This is a genomic window from Streptomyces lanatus (assembly GCF_014655715.1).
Classification (GTDB): domain Bacteria; phylum Actinomycetota; class Actinomycetes; order Streptomycetales; family Streptomycetaceae; genus Streptomyces; species Streptomyces lanatus.
Window position 1 is genome coordinate 20652 of record NZ_BNBM01000005.1, and the last position, 16961, is coordinate 37612.

Annotated in this window: 12 protein-coding genes; 8 read left to right on the plus strand and 4 right to left on the minus strand. The window is 69.3% G+C overall.

Annotated elements, in window-relative coordinates:
- The first annotated feature begins 122 nt into the window (after positions 1–122).
- Together IE325_RS14965 and IE325_RS14970 are read left to right on the plus strand one after the other, a co-directional pair.
- The gene (locus tag IE325_RS14965) at positions 123–3260 is read left to right on the plus strand and encodes an efflux RND transporter permease subunit (protein WP_190070382.1); all 3138 of its coding nucleotides are present in this window, start codon (positions 123–125) and stop codon (positions 3258–3260) included.
- Between the two features lie 116 nt (positions 3261–3376).
- Positions 3377–5602, plus strand: coding sequence for a serine/threonine-protein kinase (locus IE325_RS14970; protein WP_190070383.1), 2226 nt, complete (start codon positions 3377–3379; stop codon positions 5600–5602).
- Between the two features lie 20 nt (positions 5603–5622).
- Here the strand turns inward: IE325_RS14970 and nadA are convergent, their stop codons facing one another.
- Positions 5623–6807, minus strand: coding sequence for a quinolinate synthase NadA (gene nadA, locus IE325_RS14975; protein WP_190070384.1), 1185 nt, complete (start codon positions 6805–6807; stop codon positions 5623–5625).
- A 327-nt stretch (positions 6808–7134) separates the two neighbouring features.
- Here nadA and IE325_RS14980 point away from each other — a divergent pair, with 327 nt between their 5' ends.
- Positions 7135–7491, plus strand: coding sequence for an iron-sulfur cluster assembly accessory protein (locus tag IE325_RS14980; protein ID WP_190070385.1), 357 nt, complete (start codon positions 7135–7137; stop codon positions 7489–7491).
- 70 nt (positions 7492–7561) lie between these two features.
- Here the strand turns inward: IE325_RS14980 and IE325_RS14985 are convergent, their stop codons facing one another.
- Together IE325_RS14985 and IE325_RS14990 are read right to left on the minus strand one after the other, a co-directional pair.
- On the minus strand, positions 7562–9331 hold the full coding sequence (locus IE325_RS14985) for a hypothetical protein (RefSeq protein ID WP_190070386.1): 1770 nt from the start codon (positions 9329–9331) through the stop codon (positions 7562–7564).
- Between the two features lie 144 nt (positions 9332–9475).
- Positions 9476–9685: a hypothetical protein gene (locus IE325_RS14990; RefSeq protein WP_190070387.1), complete on the minus strand. Its 210-nt coding sequence runs from the start codon at positions 9683–9685 to the stop codon at positions 9476–9478.
- A 131-nt stretch (positions 9686–9816) separates the two neighbouring features.
- Between IE325_RS14990 and IE325_RS14995 the strand changes: the two genes are divergently transcribed.
- Positions 9817–10791: a carbohydrate kinase family protein gene (locus IE325_RS14995; protein ID WP_190070388.1), complete on the plus strand. Its 975-nt coding sequence runs from the start codon at positions 9817–9819 to the stop codon at positions 10789–10791.
- A gap of 25 nt (positions 10792–10816) precedes the next feature.
- On the opposite strand, the gene IE325_RS15000 is transcribed toward IE325_RS14995, so the two are convergent.
- On the minus strand, positions 10817–12193 hold the full coding sequence (locus IE325_RS15000; RefSeq protein WP_190070389.1) for a cysteine desulfurase/sulfurtransferase TusA family protein: 1377 nt from the start codon (positions 12191–12193) through the stop codon (positions 10817–10819).
- Between the two features lie 265 nt (positions 12194–12458).
- Here IE325_RS15000 and ctaC point away from each other — a divergent pair, with 265 nt between their 5' ends.
- The 4 genes from ctaC to IE325_RS15020 all read left to right on the plus strand — a co-directional run bounded on the left by ctaC (position 12459) and on the right by IE325_RS15020 (position 16945).
- A complete protein-coding gene (ctaC, locus tag IE325_RS15005) occupies positions 12459–13424 on the plus strand; it encodes an aa3-type cytochrome oxidase subunit II (protein WP_190070390.1) in 966 nt (321 codons plus the stop codon).
- Positions 13421–15157: an aa3-type cytochrome oxidase subunit I gene (gene ctaD / locus IE325_RS15010; protein ID WP_190070391.1), complete on the plus strand. Its 1737-nt coding sequence runs from the start codon at positions 13421–13423 to the stop codon at positions 15155–15157. Before ctaC ends, ctaD begins: the two co-directional genes overlap by 4 nt.
- A complete protein-coding gene (locus tag IE325_RS15015) occupies positions 15154–15552 on the plus strand; it encodes a cytochrome c oxidase subunit 4 (protein ID WP_190070392.1) in 399 nt (132 codons plus the stop codon). The genes ctaD and IE325_RS15015 overlap by 4 nt, the downstream gene beginning before the upstream one ends.
- A gap of 130 nt (positions 15553–15682) precedes the next feature.
- A complete protein-coding gene (locus tag IE325_RS15020) occupies positions 15683–16945 on the plus strand; it encodes a L,D-transpeptidase (RefSeq protein ID WP_190070393.1) in 1263 nt (420 codons plus the stop codon).
- Positions 16946–16961: the final 16 nt, after the last annotated feature.

Here is a 16961-nt window from a genome sequence, read left to right on the forward strand (position 1 = left end):
TGGACCTGGGGCCTAGGAAATCGGCCTCCTCGATGGCTCAGGGTGTAAGGGCGGGCGCTCACATGTGCGCCGCAGATGTACCTGCCCACTTCTGCCGCTCACAGAAGAGAGACCCTGAACCCATGTCCTGGCTGTCCCGATTCAGCCTCGCCCAACGTGCCCTGATAGGCCTGATGTCGATCATCGCGATCGCCTTCGGCGCGATCGCGATACCCCAGCTCAAGCAGCAGCTGCTGCCCTCCATCGAACTTCCGATGGTGTCCGTGCTCGCCCCGTACCAGGGCGCCTCGCCGGACGTGGTCGAGAAGCAGGTCGTCGAGCCGATCGAGGACAGCCTCGAAGCCGTCGACGGCATCACCGGCGTCACCTCCACGGCCAGCGAGGGCAACGCCGTGATCATGGCGTCCTTCGACTACGGCCCCGACAACCAGCAGCTCGTCGCCGATGTCCAGCAGGCCGTCAACCGGGCCCGTGTGCAGCTGCCCGACGATGTCGACCCGCAGGTCATCGCCGGTTCCACCGACGACATCCCGACCGTGGTCCTCGCCGTCACCTCCGCCAAGGACCAGCAGGCCCTGGCCGACGAGATCGACCGCACCCTGGTGCCGGACCTGAAGGAGATCGACGGCGTCGGCCAGGTCACCGTCGACGGTGTGCGCGACCTCCAGGTCACCGTCACCCCGGACGACGCGAAGCTGGCGAAGGCCGGTCTGACCTCGGCGGCCATCTCCCAGTCCCTCCAGGCGGGCGGCGCCACCGTCCCGGCCGGATCCTTCGACGAGAACGGCGACAACCGCACCGTCCAGGTCGGCGGCGGCTTCACCTCGGTGAAGCAGATCGAGGACCTGATGGTCACCGGCGAGGCCGGCTCCGAAGGCAAGCCGGTCCGCCTCGGTGATGTCGCCGACGTCAAGCAGGAGCAGGCCCCGGCCGACTCCATCACCCGTACCGACGGCAAGCCGTCCCTCGCGGTCGCGGTCACCATGGACCGTGACGGCAGCGCGGTCGCCATCTCGGACGCCGTGGAGGACAAGCTTCCGGAGATCCGCAAGGACCTCGGCTCGGACGCCACGGTCACCGTGGTCAGCGACCAGGGCCCGGCAGTGAAGAAGTCCATCGACGGTCTGACGACGGAGGGCGCGCTCGGTCTGCTCTTCGCGGTCCTGATCATCCTGGTGTTCCTGGCGTCGATTCGCTCGACGCTGGTCACGGCCGTGAGCATCCCGCTCTCCGTGGTCCTGGCCCTGATCGTGCTGTGGACGCGCGACCTCTCCCTCAACATGCTGACGCTCGGCGCGCTCACCATCGCCATCGGCCGGGTCGTCGACGACTCGATCGTGGTCCTGGAGAACATCAAGCGCCACCTCGGCTACGGCGAGGAGCGCGAGGACGCCATCCTCAAGGCGGTCCGCGAGGTCGCCGGAGCGGTCACCTCCTCCACCCTCACCACGGTCGCCGTCTTCCTGCCGATCGGCCTGGTCGGCGGCATGGTGGGCGAGCTGTTCGGCTCGTTCAGCCTGACCGTGACGGCGGCCCTGCTGGCCTCGCTGCTGGTGTCGCTGACGGTCGTACCGGTGCTGTCGTACTGGTTCCTGCGCGCCCCCAAGGGCACCCCGGAGGACGCCCAGGAGGCGCGCCGGATCGCGGAGGAGAAGGAGGCGAAGAGCCGCCTCCAGCGGATCTACGTCCCCGTCCTGCGGTTCGCGACGAGGCGCCGCCTCACCAGCGTGCTGCTGGCGATCGTCATCCTCATCGGCACCTTCGGCATGGCGCCGCTGCTGAAGACGAACTTCTTCGACCAGGGCGAGCAGGAAGTCCTCACCGTCAAGCAGGAGTTGAAGCCGGGCACCAGCCTGGCGGCGACCGACGAGCAGGCCAAGAAGGTCGAACAGCTGCTCGCCGACACCAAGGGCGTCAAGGACTACCAGGTCACGGTCGGCTCGTCCGGCTTCATGGCGGCCTTCGGCGGTGGCACCGACACCAACCAGGCGTCGTACCAGGTGATGCTGGAGGACTCGGCGTCGTACGACGACGTCCAGGACCGTATCGAGGCCGGTCTGAAGAAGCTGGACGGCGTCGGTACGACCACCATCGCGGCCGGTGACGGCTTCGGCGCCCAGGACCTGAGCGTCGTCGTGAAGGCGGCCGACGGGGAGGTCCTGCGCAAGGCGGCCGAGCAGGTACGGGAAGCCGTTGCGGGCCTGGACGACGTCACCGACGTCACCAGCGACCTGGCGCAGAGCGTGCCGCGTATCTCGGTCAAGGCCAACGACAAGGCGGCCGCGGCGGGCTTCAACGACCAGACCCTCGGCATGGCGGTGGCCCAGGCGGTGCGTGGCAACACTGCGGCCCAGGCGACCCTCGACGACACCGAGCGCGACGTCGTCATCAGGTCGGCGAAGCCGGCGACGACGCTGAAGGAGCTTCAGGACCTGCGTCTTGGCCCGGTGAAGCTGGGCGACATCGCCGACGTCAAGCTGGTGGACGGCCCGGTCTCGATGACCCGTATCGACGGCCAGCGCGCCGCCACGATCACGGCGAAGCCGACCGGTGACAACACCGGCGCGGTCAGCACCGACCTCCAGTCGAAGATCAACGGCCTGACGCTCCCGGCGGGCGCGACGGCCTCGATCGGCGGTGTCTCCGAGGACCAGGACGACGCGTTCGCCAACCTGGGCCTGGCGATGCTGGCGGCCATCGCGATCGTGTTCATGCTGCTGGTCGCGACCTTCCGTTCGCTGGCCCAGCCGCTGATCCTGCTGGTGTCGATCCCGTTCGCGGCGACCGGCGCGATCGGCCTCCTGGTGGCGACCGGCACCCCGATGGGCGTCCCCGCGATGATCGGCATGCTGATGCTGATCGGCATCGTGGTGACGAACGCGATCGTGCTGATCGACCTCATCAACCAGTACAGGAAGCAGGGTTACGGCGTCGTGGAGGCCGTGATCGAGGGTGGCCGCCACCGCCTCCGGCCCATCCTCATGACGGCCCTGGCGACGATCTTCGCCCTGCTGCCCATGGCCCTGGGCGTCACCGGCGAGGGCGGCTTCATCGCCCAGCCGCTGGCCGTGGTGGTGATCGGCGGTCTGATCACCTCGACGCTGCTGACCCTCCTCCTCGTGCCGACGCTGTACGCGATGCTGGAGCTCCGCAAGGAGCGCCGGGCGAAGAAGCGTGCGGCGAAGCGGGCGAAGAAGGCCGGCATCCAGCCGGCACCGGCCGCCGACGAGGCGGACGAGCCGGAGCCCGCGGGCGTCTGATCGCCGGCAGCTTGGGTGGCCGGGTCCCGGTTCGGGACCCGGCCACCGTCGTTTCCGCGTTACGTATCCTGAGCCCCGGACCGCATCACGGGGATCACGGGGGAGGGGCATCGGGCGTGCCGCTGTACAAGGACGATCCGAAGTCGATCGGCGGGTACCGGCTCGTCGGCCGCCTCGGATCCGGGGGCATGGGGGTGGTCTACCGGGGCCGGGCCCGCTCGGGACGCGAGGTCGCCGTCAAGGTGGTGCACGCGCAGTACGCCGAGGACCCGGTCTTCCGCACCCGTTTCCGCCAGGAGATCGAGGCCGTCCGCAAGGTCAGCGGCGCCTTCACCGCACCGGTGCTGGACGCCGACCCGGAGGCGGTACGGCCCTGGATGGCGACCCAGTACGTGCCCGGGCCCTCCCTCGCCGCCCGGATCCGCGACGGGGGCCCGCTCAAGGGCACCGAACTGCGGCGGCTGGCGCTCGGGTTGGTCGAGGCGCTGCGGGACATCCACCGGGCGGGTGTCGTCCACCGCGACCTCAAACCCGCCAACGTCCTGATGGCCGAGGACGGCCCCCGCGTCATCGACTTCGGCATCTCCCGCGCGGCCGAGAACCACAACACCCTCACCGAGACCGGCCAGATGATCGGCACCCCGCCCTTCATGTCCCCGGAACAGCTCACCGACGCCCGCTCGGTGGGCCCGGCCTCCGACGTCTTCTCCCTGGGCGCCCTGCTGGTCTTCACGATCACGGGCAAAGGCCCCTTCGACGCCGACAGCCCCTATCTCACCGCCTATCGGGTGGTCCACGACGCCCCCGTACTGGACGGTGTGCCGGGGCCTTTCCAAGCGATCCTGGAGCGCTGCCTCGCCAAGGAGCCCGCCGACCGGCCCGAACTGGACGCCCTGGAAGGGGAGTTCGTGGCCACGTTGCCCGAGACGGGCGAGGACGACCAGGCCACCGTGACGCTGCGCTCGGACGAGGTGGCCATGGTCCGCACCCGCCCCGCCGAGCCCCCCGGCCGGCGCCGGGTACGCCCCCTGTGGGCCACGGCCGGCACGGTCGGTGCCCTCGCGCTCGGTCTGACGGGGTACCTGCTGCTCGGGCCCGGGGACGACGGCGCCCCGGCCGGTGCCGGTGCCGGTGCCGCCGCGCCCTCGCGCTGGGCGGCCGTCCCGTCCGGCTGGAAGCCCTGGCAGACGACGGTGGACGCCACCGCCGCGCACGGTGTGAAGAAGGGGACGGCCGAAGGGAGCGGACTGGGCGGTGGCCCGGAGTGCCGGCTGTACGAGGGCGCCGTCTACTGCGCGGGTGACGGTGTCCTGCCGATGCGCCTCGACGGGGCGACCGGACGGACCGACTGGCGGGCCGACGCACTGCCGTCCGGCCGGAAGCAGGGCACCTACAACTACTCGGTCCTCGGCGTCGAGGACGACGCGATGCTGGTCCGGCAGGAGCACACCCCCGTCGCGGGAGGTGACTCCAGCATCATGCTCGCCGCCCTCGACACCGGGACCGGCGAACCGCTTTGGCATCGCACCCTGACCGGCGGTCCCATGGACGCGACGGTCTCCGGCGGGCTCGTGGTCATGCCGGCCGGCGGCGAAGGCGCGGTGACCGCCCGCTCGCCGCGCACCGGCGCCGTGCGCTGGACGGCGACGCTGCCGGCCGGGCAGTACTGCGACCCGACCGGCGTCGGCGCGGACCTCCTCCTGCGGTGCGGCCCGGAGATGGCACCCTCCAAGGAGGCACTGCTCCTGACACTGGACCGGACGGACGGCACGGCACGCCGTCTGGCGGTGCCCAATCGCGGCAGACTCGTCGGGTCGTACGACGGCCGCCTGCTCTTCCTCGACCTGGCCGAGGACGAGCAGGGGAACGTGTCGGGGGACGGCGCCCAGGGGCCGTTCTCCCTGATCCGGCTGATCGACCCGGACACCGGTGAGGCCCGTTCGACAAAGCTGGCGGAGGAGTTCGAGGGCCGGGTCACGCTGGCGGACGGCACGCTGTGGTTCGTCACGTCCTCCGGCCAGGTGACCGCCGCCTCGGCCCGGACGGGCGAGCGGCTGTGGCAGACCCGGACCAGCCTGGAGCAGCCCAGCGGAGTGACGTACGACCCGCGCGCCCGCGTGGTCTACCTGGCCAGCGCGAGCGGCCGGGTCGCCGCCCTCGACACGAAGAAGGGCACACCGCTGTGGGAGACCCTGCCGCGCGCTCAGCGGGTGACGAGCCAGGGAGGCCTCTCGCAGACCGAGGTGCTGCTCCACAAGGGCGCCCTGGTGGTCGCCACCCCGGACGGCGACGTCTTCACCCTCGACCCCGCCCACCCCGACCGGAAACCCGTGTCGGGGTGAGCGCCTGACCCTCGGACGGCCTACGGCAGCGCCAGCATCCGCTCCAGCGCCAGCTTCGCGAACGCCTCGGTCTCCTTGTCGACCTCGATCCGGTTGACCAGGTTGCCCTCGGCCAGCGACTCCAGCGCCCAGACCAGATGGGGCAGGTCGATACGGTTCATGGTCGAGCAGAAGCAGACCGTCTTGTCGAGGAAGACGATCTCCTTGCCCTCGGGCGCGAAACGGTTCGCCAGCCGCCGTACGAGATTCAGCTCGGTCCCGATGGCCCACTTGGAGCCGGCCGGGGCGGCCTCCAGGGCCTTGATGATGTACTCGGTCGACCCGACGTAGTCCGCCGCGGCGACGACCTCGTGCTTGCACTCCGGGTGGACGAGGACGTTGACGCCGGGGATGCGGGCGCGGACGTCCTCCACCGACTCCAGGCTGAAGCGGCCGTGCACCGAGCAGTGGCCGCGCCACAGGATCATCTTCGCTGCGCGCAGCTGCTCGGCGGTCAGCCCGCCGTTCGGCTTGTGCGGGTTGTAGACGACGCAGTCCTCCAGGGACATGCCCATATCGCGGACGGCGGTGTTGCGGCCGAGGTGCTGGTCCGGCAGGAAGAGCACCTTCTCGCCCTGCTCGAAGGCCCACTCCAGCGCGCGCTCGGCGTTGGACGAGGTGCAGATCGTGCCGCCGTGCTTGCCCGTGAACGCCTTGATGTCCGCGGACGAGTTCATGTACGACACCGGCACGACCTGCTCGGCTATGCCGGCCTCGGTCAGCACGTCCCAGCACTCGGCGACCTGCTCGGCGGTGGCCATGTCGGCCATGGAGCACCCGGCGGCGAGGTCGGGAAGGACGACCTTCTGGTCGTCGCTGGTGAGGATGTCCGCCGACTCGGCCATGAAGTGCACACCGCAGAACACGATGTACTCGGCCTCCGGGCGCGCGGCCGCGTCCCGGGCCAGCTTGAACGAGTCACCGGTCACATCCGCGAACTGGATGACCTCGTCGCGCTGGTAGTGGTGGCCGAGCACGAAGACCTTGCTGCCGAGCTTCTCCTTGGCAGCGCGAGCGCGCTCGACCAGGTCCGGGTCGGACGGCGAGGGAAGGTCGCCGGGACACTCGACGCCACGCTCGCTCCTCGGGTCGGCCTCACGGCCGAGGAGCAGCAGGGCGAGGGGCGTCGGCTGTACGTCGAGCTCCTGGGTCTGGGCGGTGGTCACGACACGCACCCTTTCTGTTCTGCGGCTCGCCGGCACCGGGGAATCCGGACCCGGCGGGTCAAGCGGGACACCTTCAACGACTTCTCGTCGATATGACGCTATCTATCATAACCGGTTCACGTCAGTTTGACGATGGCCATCATGTCGATGTGACGTGAATCCCGGTGACGGGCCCGAGCATTCACGAATGAGGCGTTTTCCGCTCCGGGCGCCGTGTGCGAGCATGAAGAAGGACCGAAAGACAAGCATCCGGCCCGGAATGAATCCGCCGACCCGCCGGTTGCAAGAGTCGGCAAGCAGTCTCCGTACAACCCGGGAGAGATGTAGATGTCCGTATCGGACGAGACCAGCACCGCCACCGACGGCATCATTCTGAGCGAAGCCGCCGCGGCCAAGGTGAAGGCCCTGCTCGACCAGGAAGGCCGTGACGACCTCGCCCTGCGCGTGGCCGTCCAGCCCGGTGGCTGCTCGGGCCTGCGCTACCAGCTCTTCTTCGACGAGCGTTCCCTCGACGGCGACGTCGTCAAGGACTTCGGCGGTGTCAAGGTCGTCACCGACCGCATGAGCGCTCCGTACCTGGGTGGCGCGTCCATCGACTTCGTGGACACCATCGAGAAGCAGGGCTTCACGATCGACAACCCGAACGCGACGGGTTCCTGCGCCTGCGGCGACTCCTTCAACTGAGTCCCGCCCACACGCGGAAAGGCGGCGACCCCCTCCGACGGGGCCGCCGCCTTCCCATGTCCGAGGGCTCCTACCGGGCCCCGGACGTCTCCGGAAGCCGGGCGCCCGGCTTCTCCAGCGGGATCCGCTGACCGTCCGTGCCCACGACCTTGCGGTCCCCGAGCGGCTCGTCCAGCCGTACGGTCTCGTGGAACAGCTTGGCGATCAGGATGCAGACCTTGTCCGGCTGAGAGGTCTCGGTCACCCGGACGGTCACCTCGCCACCGCTCTCGCTCGCCTTCACGTCGTACTTGGCGCACACACCGCCGGTGAAGGCCACGGTCAGCTCGCTGCCCTCGGCCGTGTAGCCGTCCACCGTCACATTCCGGGTGATCGGCGACGAGGTCGGCTCGTCGTCCTTCGGCCCGGACGGCCGCGGGCTCGGCTCACCGGACGGCTCCTGCGACGGCGTGGCCGAGGCCAGGTACTTCGGGTCGATCGCCGGATACGTCACCGTGAAGCTGTCCCGCGCACCCTGCGACCGCACCTCGAACAGCCAGGACGGCACCAGCGCCTGCCGCGCGTCCACATACTGTGAGGCCAGCCCGAACACCGCCTTCTCCACGGTGATCGTGTCCTGCTCCGGCGGCGTACCCGTCGACCCCGACGCCGACATCGACGCCTCCGCACCGCAGGGCGCCTCCAGCCGGTCCTTCAGCGGTACGGGACTGGCGCAGCCGCCGATGCCCATGCGCTGCCCGGCCCCGGGCGCCGCGTTCATCAGCCCGAGCGTCTTCTCCGCGTCCAGCACGGGGTACGTGTCACCCTTCGCCGGCGCCTTCAACTGGCCGCTTCCGCCGACCACTTCGCCCTGGGCGTCCACGGTGACCCCGGTCGTCCAGCCGTAGGTGGGCAGTCCGCCCACCACCGGGTCGGCATTCACCACCCGCTGGGCGCCCATGATCTGGCTCGCGTCGAGCTTCGCGTCGTCCTGACCCACCGCCTTGAGCACCGGCGCGGCGGCCTTCTTCGCGACGGCCTCGCTCACCGGGTCACCGGCGGGGTCGGCCGGGGTCTTCGCACAGACGGTGGTGCTCCGGCAGTTGTCCGTGCCGGGCGCGTACCGGTAGAAGGTCCAGGTCCCCGGTGCCTGCTTGTTCACCTGGAGACTGGGCCCGGCGCCGTCCGACGCCCCGACCTTCCACGTCTCTCCCTGCGCCACCGGCTTCCCGTCCACCCCGAGCGCCTCGGCCAGCCGCGCCACCTCGGCCGCCCCGACCTCGCCCCCGGCCCGGTACACCGCCGCCGACCCGGGCCCGTCCGGCAGTTCGCCGTCGGCCTTGTAGGTGGCGCCGTACGGGTTGGGCTCCCCGGGCGCGATACCGCCGGTACCGCTCGTTCCGCCCTCGGTGAAGCCGTCGAGGTGCAGCAGCGGGGGAATGTCACCGCCGGACGCCCCGGACGCCGTACCGCCGTCCGACCCACCGGAGGTGTTCGCGGCGAGCCAGGCCCCACCGCCGCCGACGAGCAGCACCGCGGCCGCGGCGACGGAGGCGATGAACGCGGGGGAGCGGCGCCGGGCACCATCACGGTCCCCGACCGGGGCCGGGCCGTCCTGGACGGCCTCGTGGACCTCGACGGGCTCGGCCTCGGCCTCGGCGTCGGACTCAGCCTCGGCTTCGGCCTCGGCCTCGGCGGGAGCTTCCCGGGCCTCGTCGGCCTCATCGGCCTCGTGGGACCCCTGAGCCTCCTGAGCCTCCGCGTCGCCCTCGGCCCCGACGTCACCCTTCTCCGCCCGCGCCTCCTCAGCCTCCCTGCCGGAGGCACCCGCGTCGTCGTTGTCGGGTCGCTCGGTGTTCACCGCATCGCTCCTTCGGCCGCGCACATGTCCCATGACCCTGACCCGACCCTGTCAAAAGGCCGGTCCACCGGGTCGTATCCCGCATCCCCTTTACGGGGGACGCCGATGGGACGCAGCGGGGGAGCGCACGGTTCCCTGGCGCGCTCAGTCGCCGTAGTCGGACATCGCCTCCAGCAGCCGCGCCGACCTCGGCGGCACCTTGACCCCGTGGATGCGTGAAGGGGACACCGGACGGGAAAGGACACGATCGGGAACGGCCCAGTGCGGAGCCATCCGCGCGCAGTCACCCAGCAGGGAAGCCAGGCCGACCTCCGGGTCGGCCGGAGCGGGCGCGCGGACCTCGAATTTCGTCATAGCGGCACCGTATGCACGTCGGAGCCGGTGAAGAAAGATCTACTATCGGGTATTTTTGACTGCTTCTGCGTCCCGGTCACGAACGGTAGCGTGGAATGTCAATCAAACCTCCCCGCAGGAGACTCCACGCCGTGCGCATCGCAGTCACCGGCTCCATCGCCACCGACCACCTCATGACCTTCCCCGGCCGCTTCGCCGACCAGTTCGTCGCGGACCAGCTGCACACGGTCTCGCTCTCCTTCCTGGTCGACAACCTGGACGTACGCCGGGGCGGCGTAGGCGCGAACATCGCCTTCGGCATGGGCCAGCTGGGCACGAACCCGATCCTGGTCGGCGCCGCGGGCTCCGACTTCGACGACTACCGGGCCTGGCTGGACCGGCACGGCGTCGACACCGGCTCGGTCCGTATCTCCGAGACCCTGCACACCGCGCGCTTCGTCTGCACCACCGACGCGGACCACAACCAGATCGGCTCGTTCTACACGGGTGCGATGAGCGAGGCCCGCCTGATCGAGCTGAAGACCGTCGCGGACCGTGTCGGCGGCCTCGACCTGGTCCTCATCGGCGCCGACGACCCCGAGGGCATGCTCCGCCACACCGAGGAGTGCCGCTCCCGCCAGATCCCGTTCGCCGCCGACTTCTCCCAGCAGATCGCCCGTATGGAGGGCGAGGAGATCCGGATACTGCTGGACGGGGCGACCTACCTGTTCTCGAACGAGTACGAGAAGGGGCTCATCGAGTCCAAGACCGGCTGGTCGGACGAGGAGATCCTGTCCAAGGTCGGCCACCGCATCACGACCCTCGGCTCGCGCGGCGTACGCATCGAGCGGCGGGGCGAGGACCCGATCGAGGTCGGCTGCGCCGAGGAGGAGCGCAAGGCGGACCCGACGGGTGTCGGTGACGCGTTCCGCGCGGGGTTCCTGTCCGGGCTCGCGTGGGGGGTCTCGCTGGAGCGGGCCGCGCAGGTCGGGTGCATGCTGGCGACTCTCGTCATCGAGACGGTGGGGACGCAGGAGTACCAGCTGAAGCGGGTGCACTTCATGGACCGGTTCACCAAGGCGTACGGGCATGACGCGGGCGAAGAGGTCCGGGCCCATCTGAGCTGATCGGCCGGCTGCGGAGAAGGGGCGTTCAGGTCGCCCGGCGCACGATGTACGCCGTCCCCTTCTCCGCCGGCTCCTCACCCACGTACTCCTGCCCCCGCATCTCGCACCACGCCGGGATGTCCAGGCGGGCCGCCTCGTCGTCGGCGAGGATCCGGACCAGGCCGCCGACCGGCACATCCCCGATGACCTTGGCGAGTTCGATGACCGGGATCGGGCACAGCTTGCCGAGGGAGTCCACCACCAGCACGTCGTCCTGTACGACCGTCTCCGCGACCGGCGCCCCCAACTTCTCCCGCACCCCCGCGACAGCCCCCGGCAACACCTCCAGGAACCGCTCGACATCGTCCTCGGCGGCCCCCAGCGGCAACGAGACCCGCACATTCCCCTCGCTCAGCACTCCCATCGCCCTCAGCACATGGCTGGGCGTCAGCGTGCTGCTCGTACAGGACGAACCGGACGACACCGAGAACCCGGCACGGTCCAGCTCGTGCAGCAAAGTCTCCCCGTCGACATAGAGACAGGAGAAGGTGACGATGCCGGGGAGCCTGCGTGCCGGATCGCCCACCACCTCGACGTCCGGCACCAGCCGAGGCACCCGCGCCCGGATCCGCTCCGTCAGCTCCCGCAGCCGTACCGCCTCTTGGGCCGCCTCCGCCCGCACCGCCCGCAGCGAGGCCGCCGCCGCGACGATCGCCGGAATGTTCTCGAACCCGGCCGCCCGCCCCGACTCCCGCTCGTCGGCGGGCCCTTGCGCGGCGAACCGCACGCCCTTGCGCACGACGAGCAGCCCGACTCCGGACGGACCGCCCCACTTATGGGCACTCCCGGTCAACACCGACCAGTCGCCCTCGACCCGCCCCCACCCGAGCGACTGTGCCGCGTCCACCAGCAACGGCACCCCGGCCTCCCGGCACACCCCGGCCACCTCCACCACCGGCTGCTCGGTCCCCACCTCGTGGTTGGCCGACTGGAGACAGGCGAGCGCGGTGTCCGGACGGAGGGCATCGGCGTACGCCTGCACACTCACGGCCCCGCCCCGGTCCACCGCCACCTGGGTGACCGTCCCCCCATCAGCCTCATGCGTGTCAGCCGCATGGAGCACAGAGGAGTGTTCGACGGCAGACACGATCAGGTGGCGCCCGACCCGCCGCCGCCCGGCCAACACCCCCGCGACACCCGAGTGGACGGCCCTGGTCCCCGATGAGGTGAACACCAACTCATCGGCCCGGCACCCCACGGCCTCAGCGGCAGCCTCCCGAGCCGCGTCCAACAGCATCCGCGCCCGCCGCCCTTCCCGATAGAGACGAGCAGGATCGGCCCACCCTTCATCAAGGGAGGCCTGAAGAGCCTGCCGAGCGACAGGATGAAGAGGAGCGCTGGAAGCAGCGTCAAAGTAGCCCACACGGCAACGCTAAACGTCCGGTCACGGCAACGTCCTTTTAGGGGCGCGGGGAACTGTGCGAGCAACCACAACAGACCCGCAGCCGCCAATCCAGCGAACCCCCCACTCCACTAGGCCCCCCTCCCCGCGAACCCCCGGAGGGCGTCGGCTAGGGTTTGGTCCGCATAAACATCCAAACCCCTGCCCGACGCAGGGCGGCGACCGACCAGCGAGAAGGCCAGGCCGCAGCCGATCCGCGCGGGCGAGACTCTCGGGAAGGCGCTACGTGAGTCCCAACGGCTCCGACCGCTCGCCGCGGCGCCCGATGCGGCGGAAGCTGCTGCAGGCAATGACCGCGGGCCTGGTCCTGGCGACAGCCACCGGTTGCTCGTACAACTGGGAAGACTTCCCCCGCCTTGGTATGCCCACCCCGGTCACAGAAGAGGCCCCGCGGATCCTCTCCCTGTGGCAGGGCTCCTGGGCGGCCGCGCTCGCCACTGGCGTGCTGGTGTGGGGCCTCATCCTGTGGAGCGCCATGTTCCACCGGCGCAGCCGCACCAAGGTCGAGGTTCCCCCGCAGACCCGGTACAACATGCCGATCGAGGCGCTGTACACCGTGGTCCCCCTCATCATCGTCTCGGTGCTGTTCTACTTCACGGCCCGCGACGAGTCGAAGCTCCTCAGCCTCAAGGACAAGCCCGACGTCACCGTCAACGTCGTGGGCTTCCAGTGGAGCTGGGCCTTCAACTACGTCCAGCCCGTCGAAGGTTCCACCGGCGACGCGAAGACCGACAAGAACCTGGCCGCCATTCCGGACCGGTTCAAGGAGGACTTCCCGGCGAACGCGGGCGGTGTCTACGACGCCGGTACCCCCGCCACCCGGAACCCGCAGACGGGCAACCCGGGCCCGACCCTGTGGCTGCCCAAGGGCAAGACGGTCCGCTTCGTCCTCACCTCGCGTGATGTCATCCACTCCTTCTGGGTGGTGCCGTTCCTGATGAAGCAGGACGTCATCCCGGGCCACACCAACACCTTCGAGGTGACCCCCAACCGTGAGGGCACCTTCCTGGGCAAGTGCGCCGAGCTGTGCGGCGTCGACCACTCCCGGATGCTGTTCAACGTGAAGGTCGTCTCCCCCGAGCGCTACGAGCAGCACCTCAAGGACCTCGCCAAGAAGGGGCAGACCGGTTACGTTCCCGCCGGCATCGCGCAGACGAGCCACGAGAAGAACCGGGAGACGAACAACCTGTGAGCATCCTCAACGAACCCCAGGGTGCCGCCGCAGCTGAGGACTCGTACGAGAACGAGCTGCCGGTCCGGCGCAGGCAACCCGGCAACGTCGTGGTCAAGTGGCTCACCACCACCGACCACAAGACGATCGGCACGCTGTACCTCGTCACGTCGTTCGCGTTCTTCGTGATCGGCGGTGTGATGGCGCTGCTGATGCGCGCCGAGCTGGCTCGACCCGGTCTGCAGATCATGTCGAACGAGCAGTTCAACCAGGCGTTCACGATGCACGGCACGATCATGCTGCTGATGTTCGCGACGCCGCTGTTCGCCGGCTTCGCGAACTGGATCATGCCGCTCCAGATCGGCGCGCCGGACGTGGCCTTCCCCCGGCTGAACATGTTCGCCTACTGGCTGTACCTGTTCGGCTCGCTGATCGCGGTCGGCGGCTTCCTCACCCCGGACGGCGCGGCCGACTTCGGCTGGTTCGCCTACAGCCCGCTCTCGGACGCGGTCCGCTCCCCGGGCATCGGCGCCGACATGTGGATCATGGGTCTGGCCTTCTCCGGCTTCGGCACCATCCTCGGCTCGGTCAACTTCATCACCACCATCATCTGCATGCGCGCGCCGGGCATGACCATGTTCCGCATGCCGATCTTCGTGTGGAACGTGCTGCTGACCGCGGTGCTCGTCCTGCTCGCCTTCCCCGTCCTGGCGGCGGCGCTCTTCGCGCTGGAGGCGGACCGCAAGTTCGGTGCCCATGTCTTCGACTCGGCCAACGGCGGAGCGCTGCTATGGCAACACCTCTTCTGGTTCTTCGGCCATCCAGAGGTGTACATCATCGCGCTGCCGTTCTTCGGCATCATCAGTGAGGTCATCCCGGTCTTCTCCCGCAAGCCGATGTTCGGCTACATGGGTCTGATCGCGGCGACCATCGCCATCGCCGGCCTGTCCGTGACCGTGTGGGCCCACCACATGTACGTCACCGGAGGCGTGCTCCTACCGTTCTTCTCCTTCATGACGTTCCTCATCGCCGTACCGACCGGCGTGAAGTTCTTCAACTGGATCGGAACGATGTGGAAGGGCTCGTTGTCCTTCGAGACACCGATGCTCTGGGCGACCGGCTTCCTCATCACCTTCACCTTCGGTGGCCTGACGGGTGTCATCCTCGCCTCGCCGCCGATGGACTTCCATGTCTCCGACTCGTACTTCGTGGTGGCGCACTTCCACTACGTCGTCTTCGGCACCGTCGTCTTCGCGATGTTCTCCGGCTTCCACTTCTGGTGGCCGAAGATGACCGGCAAGATGCTCGACGAGCGGCTCGGCAAGATGACCTTCTGGACGCTGTTCATCGGCTTCCACGGCACCTTCCTGATCCAGCACTGGCTGGGCGCCGAGGGCATGCCGCGTCGTTACGCCGACTACCTGGCGGCCGACGGCTTCACCGCCCTGAACACGATCTCGACGATCAGCTCGTTCGTGCTCGGCGCGTCGCTGCTGCCGTTCTTCTACAACGTGTGGAAGACCGCCAAGTACGGCAAGAAGATCGAGGTCGACGACCCGTGGGGCTACGGCCGCTCGCTGGAGTGGGCGACTTCCTGCCCGCCGCCCCGTCACAACTTCCTCACCCTGCCGCGGATCCGTTCCGAATCCCCGGCGTTCGACCTGCATCACCCTGAGATCGCGGCGCTCGACCAGCTCGAGAACGCGCCTCACGGTGAGAAGGCTCTGGCTGGTGGCAAGGAGGCCGGCAAGTGAAGACTCAGGGCACGATGTTCGCCTGGCTGGGCATCTTCATCCTCGCCATGGCGGTCGTCTACGGCGTCTGGTCCAAGGAACCGGCCGGTACCACGGCCCTCTTCCTGGCCTTCGCCCTGTGCATCATGATCGGCTTCTACCTGGGCTTCACGGCCCGGCGGGTCGACGCGGGCGCACAGGACAACAAGGAAGCGGACGTCGCCGACGACGCCGGCGAGGTCGGGTTCTTCAGCCCGCACAGCTGGCAGCCGTTCTCCCTCGCGGTCGGTGGCGCCCTCGCCTTCCTGTCGATCGCGATCGGCTGGTGGCTGCTGTACTTCTCGGCGCCGCTGATCCTGATCGGTCTGTGGGGCTGGGTCTTCGAGTACTACCGCGGTGAGAACCGCACCCAGTAACACGAGCTGAGCTCACAGGGGCCCGGACACTCCGTCAGGAGAGTCCGGGCTCCTTCGTCTGCCCTAATCGGCGTCACCCGTACGCACTACTGGGCGCGCCGCCGCCGACGCCGCTTCCTAGCGTGAAGCCATGAGCAAAACACCGAGCACGAACACCGTCATAGGCTGCACGCTGCTGCTGATAGCGCTCGGCGCGAGCGCCGCCGGCTGCAGCGGCGACGGAAACCCGCTCTCCGCCGAGCCCTACGACGCGGCCGGCCAGATCGCCTTCAACGGCCCCACGGGAGACGGCAAGAAGGCCGACCCCGACAAGCCCCTGGAGATCACCGCCGAGGACTCCGACGGCCGTATCACGGACGTCACCGCCAGGGACGCCTCAGGACGCCATGTCGCGGGCGAACTCTCCGCCGACGGCACGCGGTGGCACAGCACCTCCCCGCTCGCCGCCAACGCCCGCTACACGGTCCGGGTGAGCACCGAGGACGAGGACGGCGCCCCCGGCCGCAAGGTCCTCACCTTCGACACCAGCAGGCCGACCAGCAAGAAGCACCTGACGGCCACGTTCGGCCCCAAGGCGGGCAAGTACGGCGTCGGCCAGCCCATCACGGCCGAACTGAGCCAGCCCGTCAAGGACAAGAACCAGCGGGCCATAGTCGAGCGGGCCCTCAAGGTCGACTCCGTGCCCGCCGTCGACGGCGCCTGGCACTGGGTGGACGACAAGGAACTCCACTACCGGCCCAAGGAGTACTGGCCCGCCGGCGCCACCGTCCAGGCCCGCAGCAACCTGGAGGGCATCAAGGTCAGCGACCGTATGTGGGGCGGCAAGGTCAAGCCGCTGCGGGTCACCATCGGCGACCAGGTCATAGCGGTCACGGACGCCGCCACTCACCAGCTGACGCTCTACCGCAACGGCGAGGAGGTCCGGTCCATACCGGTCACCACCGGCAAACCCGGCTACGAGACCCGCAACGGCGTCAAGGTCGTCCTGGGCAAGGAGTACTTCGTACGTATGCGCGGCACCAGCATCGGCATAGCGGAGGGCTCCGCGGAGTCGTACGACCTGCCGGTCTACTACGCCACCCGCGTGACCTGGAGCGGCGAGTACGTCCATGCCGCCCCCTGGTCGGTCGGCTCCCAGGGCTACGCCAACGTCAGCCACGGCTGCACCGGCATGAGCACCGCCAACGCCGAGTGGTTCTTCGACAACGTCCGCGAGGGCGACATCGTCAAGGTCATCAACTCGTACGGAAACACCATGGAGCCGTTCGGCAACGGCTTCGGCGACTGGAACCTGGAATGGAAGAAGTGGCGCGGCGGAAGCGCCCTGGTCGGCGGCACACCGGACGGCCCGAGCCCGTCGGAGAAGGCACGGCTGAGGCCGCAGAGCGTGTGACCGCCCCCAGGGACCC

Excerpts from the sequence above, each read along its gene's own strand:
- IE325_RS14965 (WP_190070382.1), top strand. The coding sequence starts at position 123 with ATGTCCTGGCTGTCCCGATTCAGCCTCGCCCAACGTGCCCTGATAGGC.
- IE325_RS14980 (WP_190070385.1), top strand. The coding sequence starts at position 7,135 with ATGTCCGTATCGGACGAGACCAGCACCGCCACCGACGGCATCATTCTG.
- IE325_RS14990 (WP_190070387.1), bottom strand. The coding sequence starts at position 9,685 with ATGACGAAATTCGAGGTCCGCGCGCCCGCTCCGGCCGACCCGGAGGTC.
- IE325_RS15020 (WP_190070393.1), top strand. The coding sequence starts at position 15,683 with ATGAGCAAAACACCGAGCACGAACACCGTCATAGGCTGCACGCTGCTG.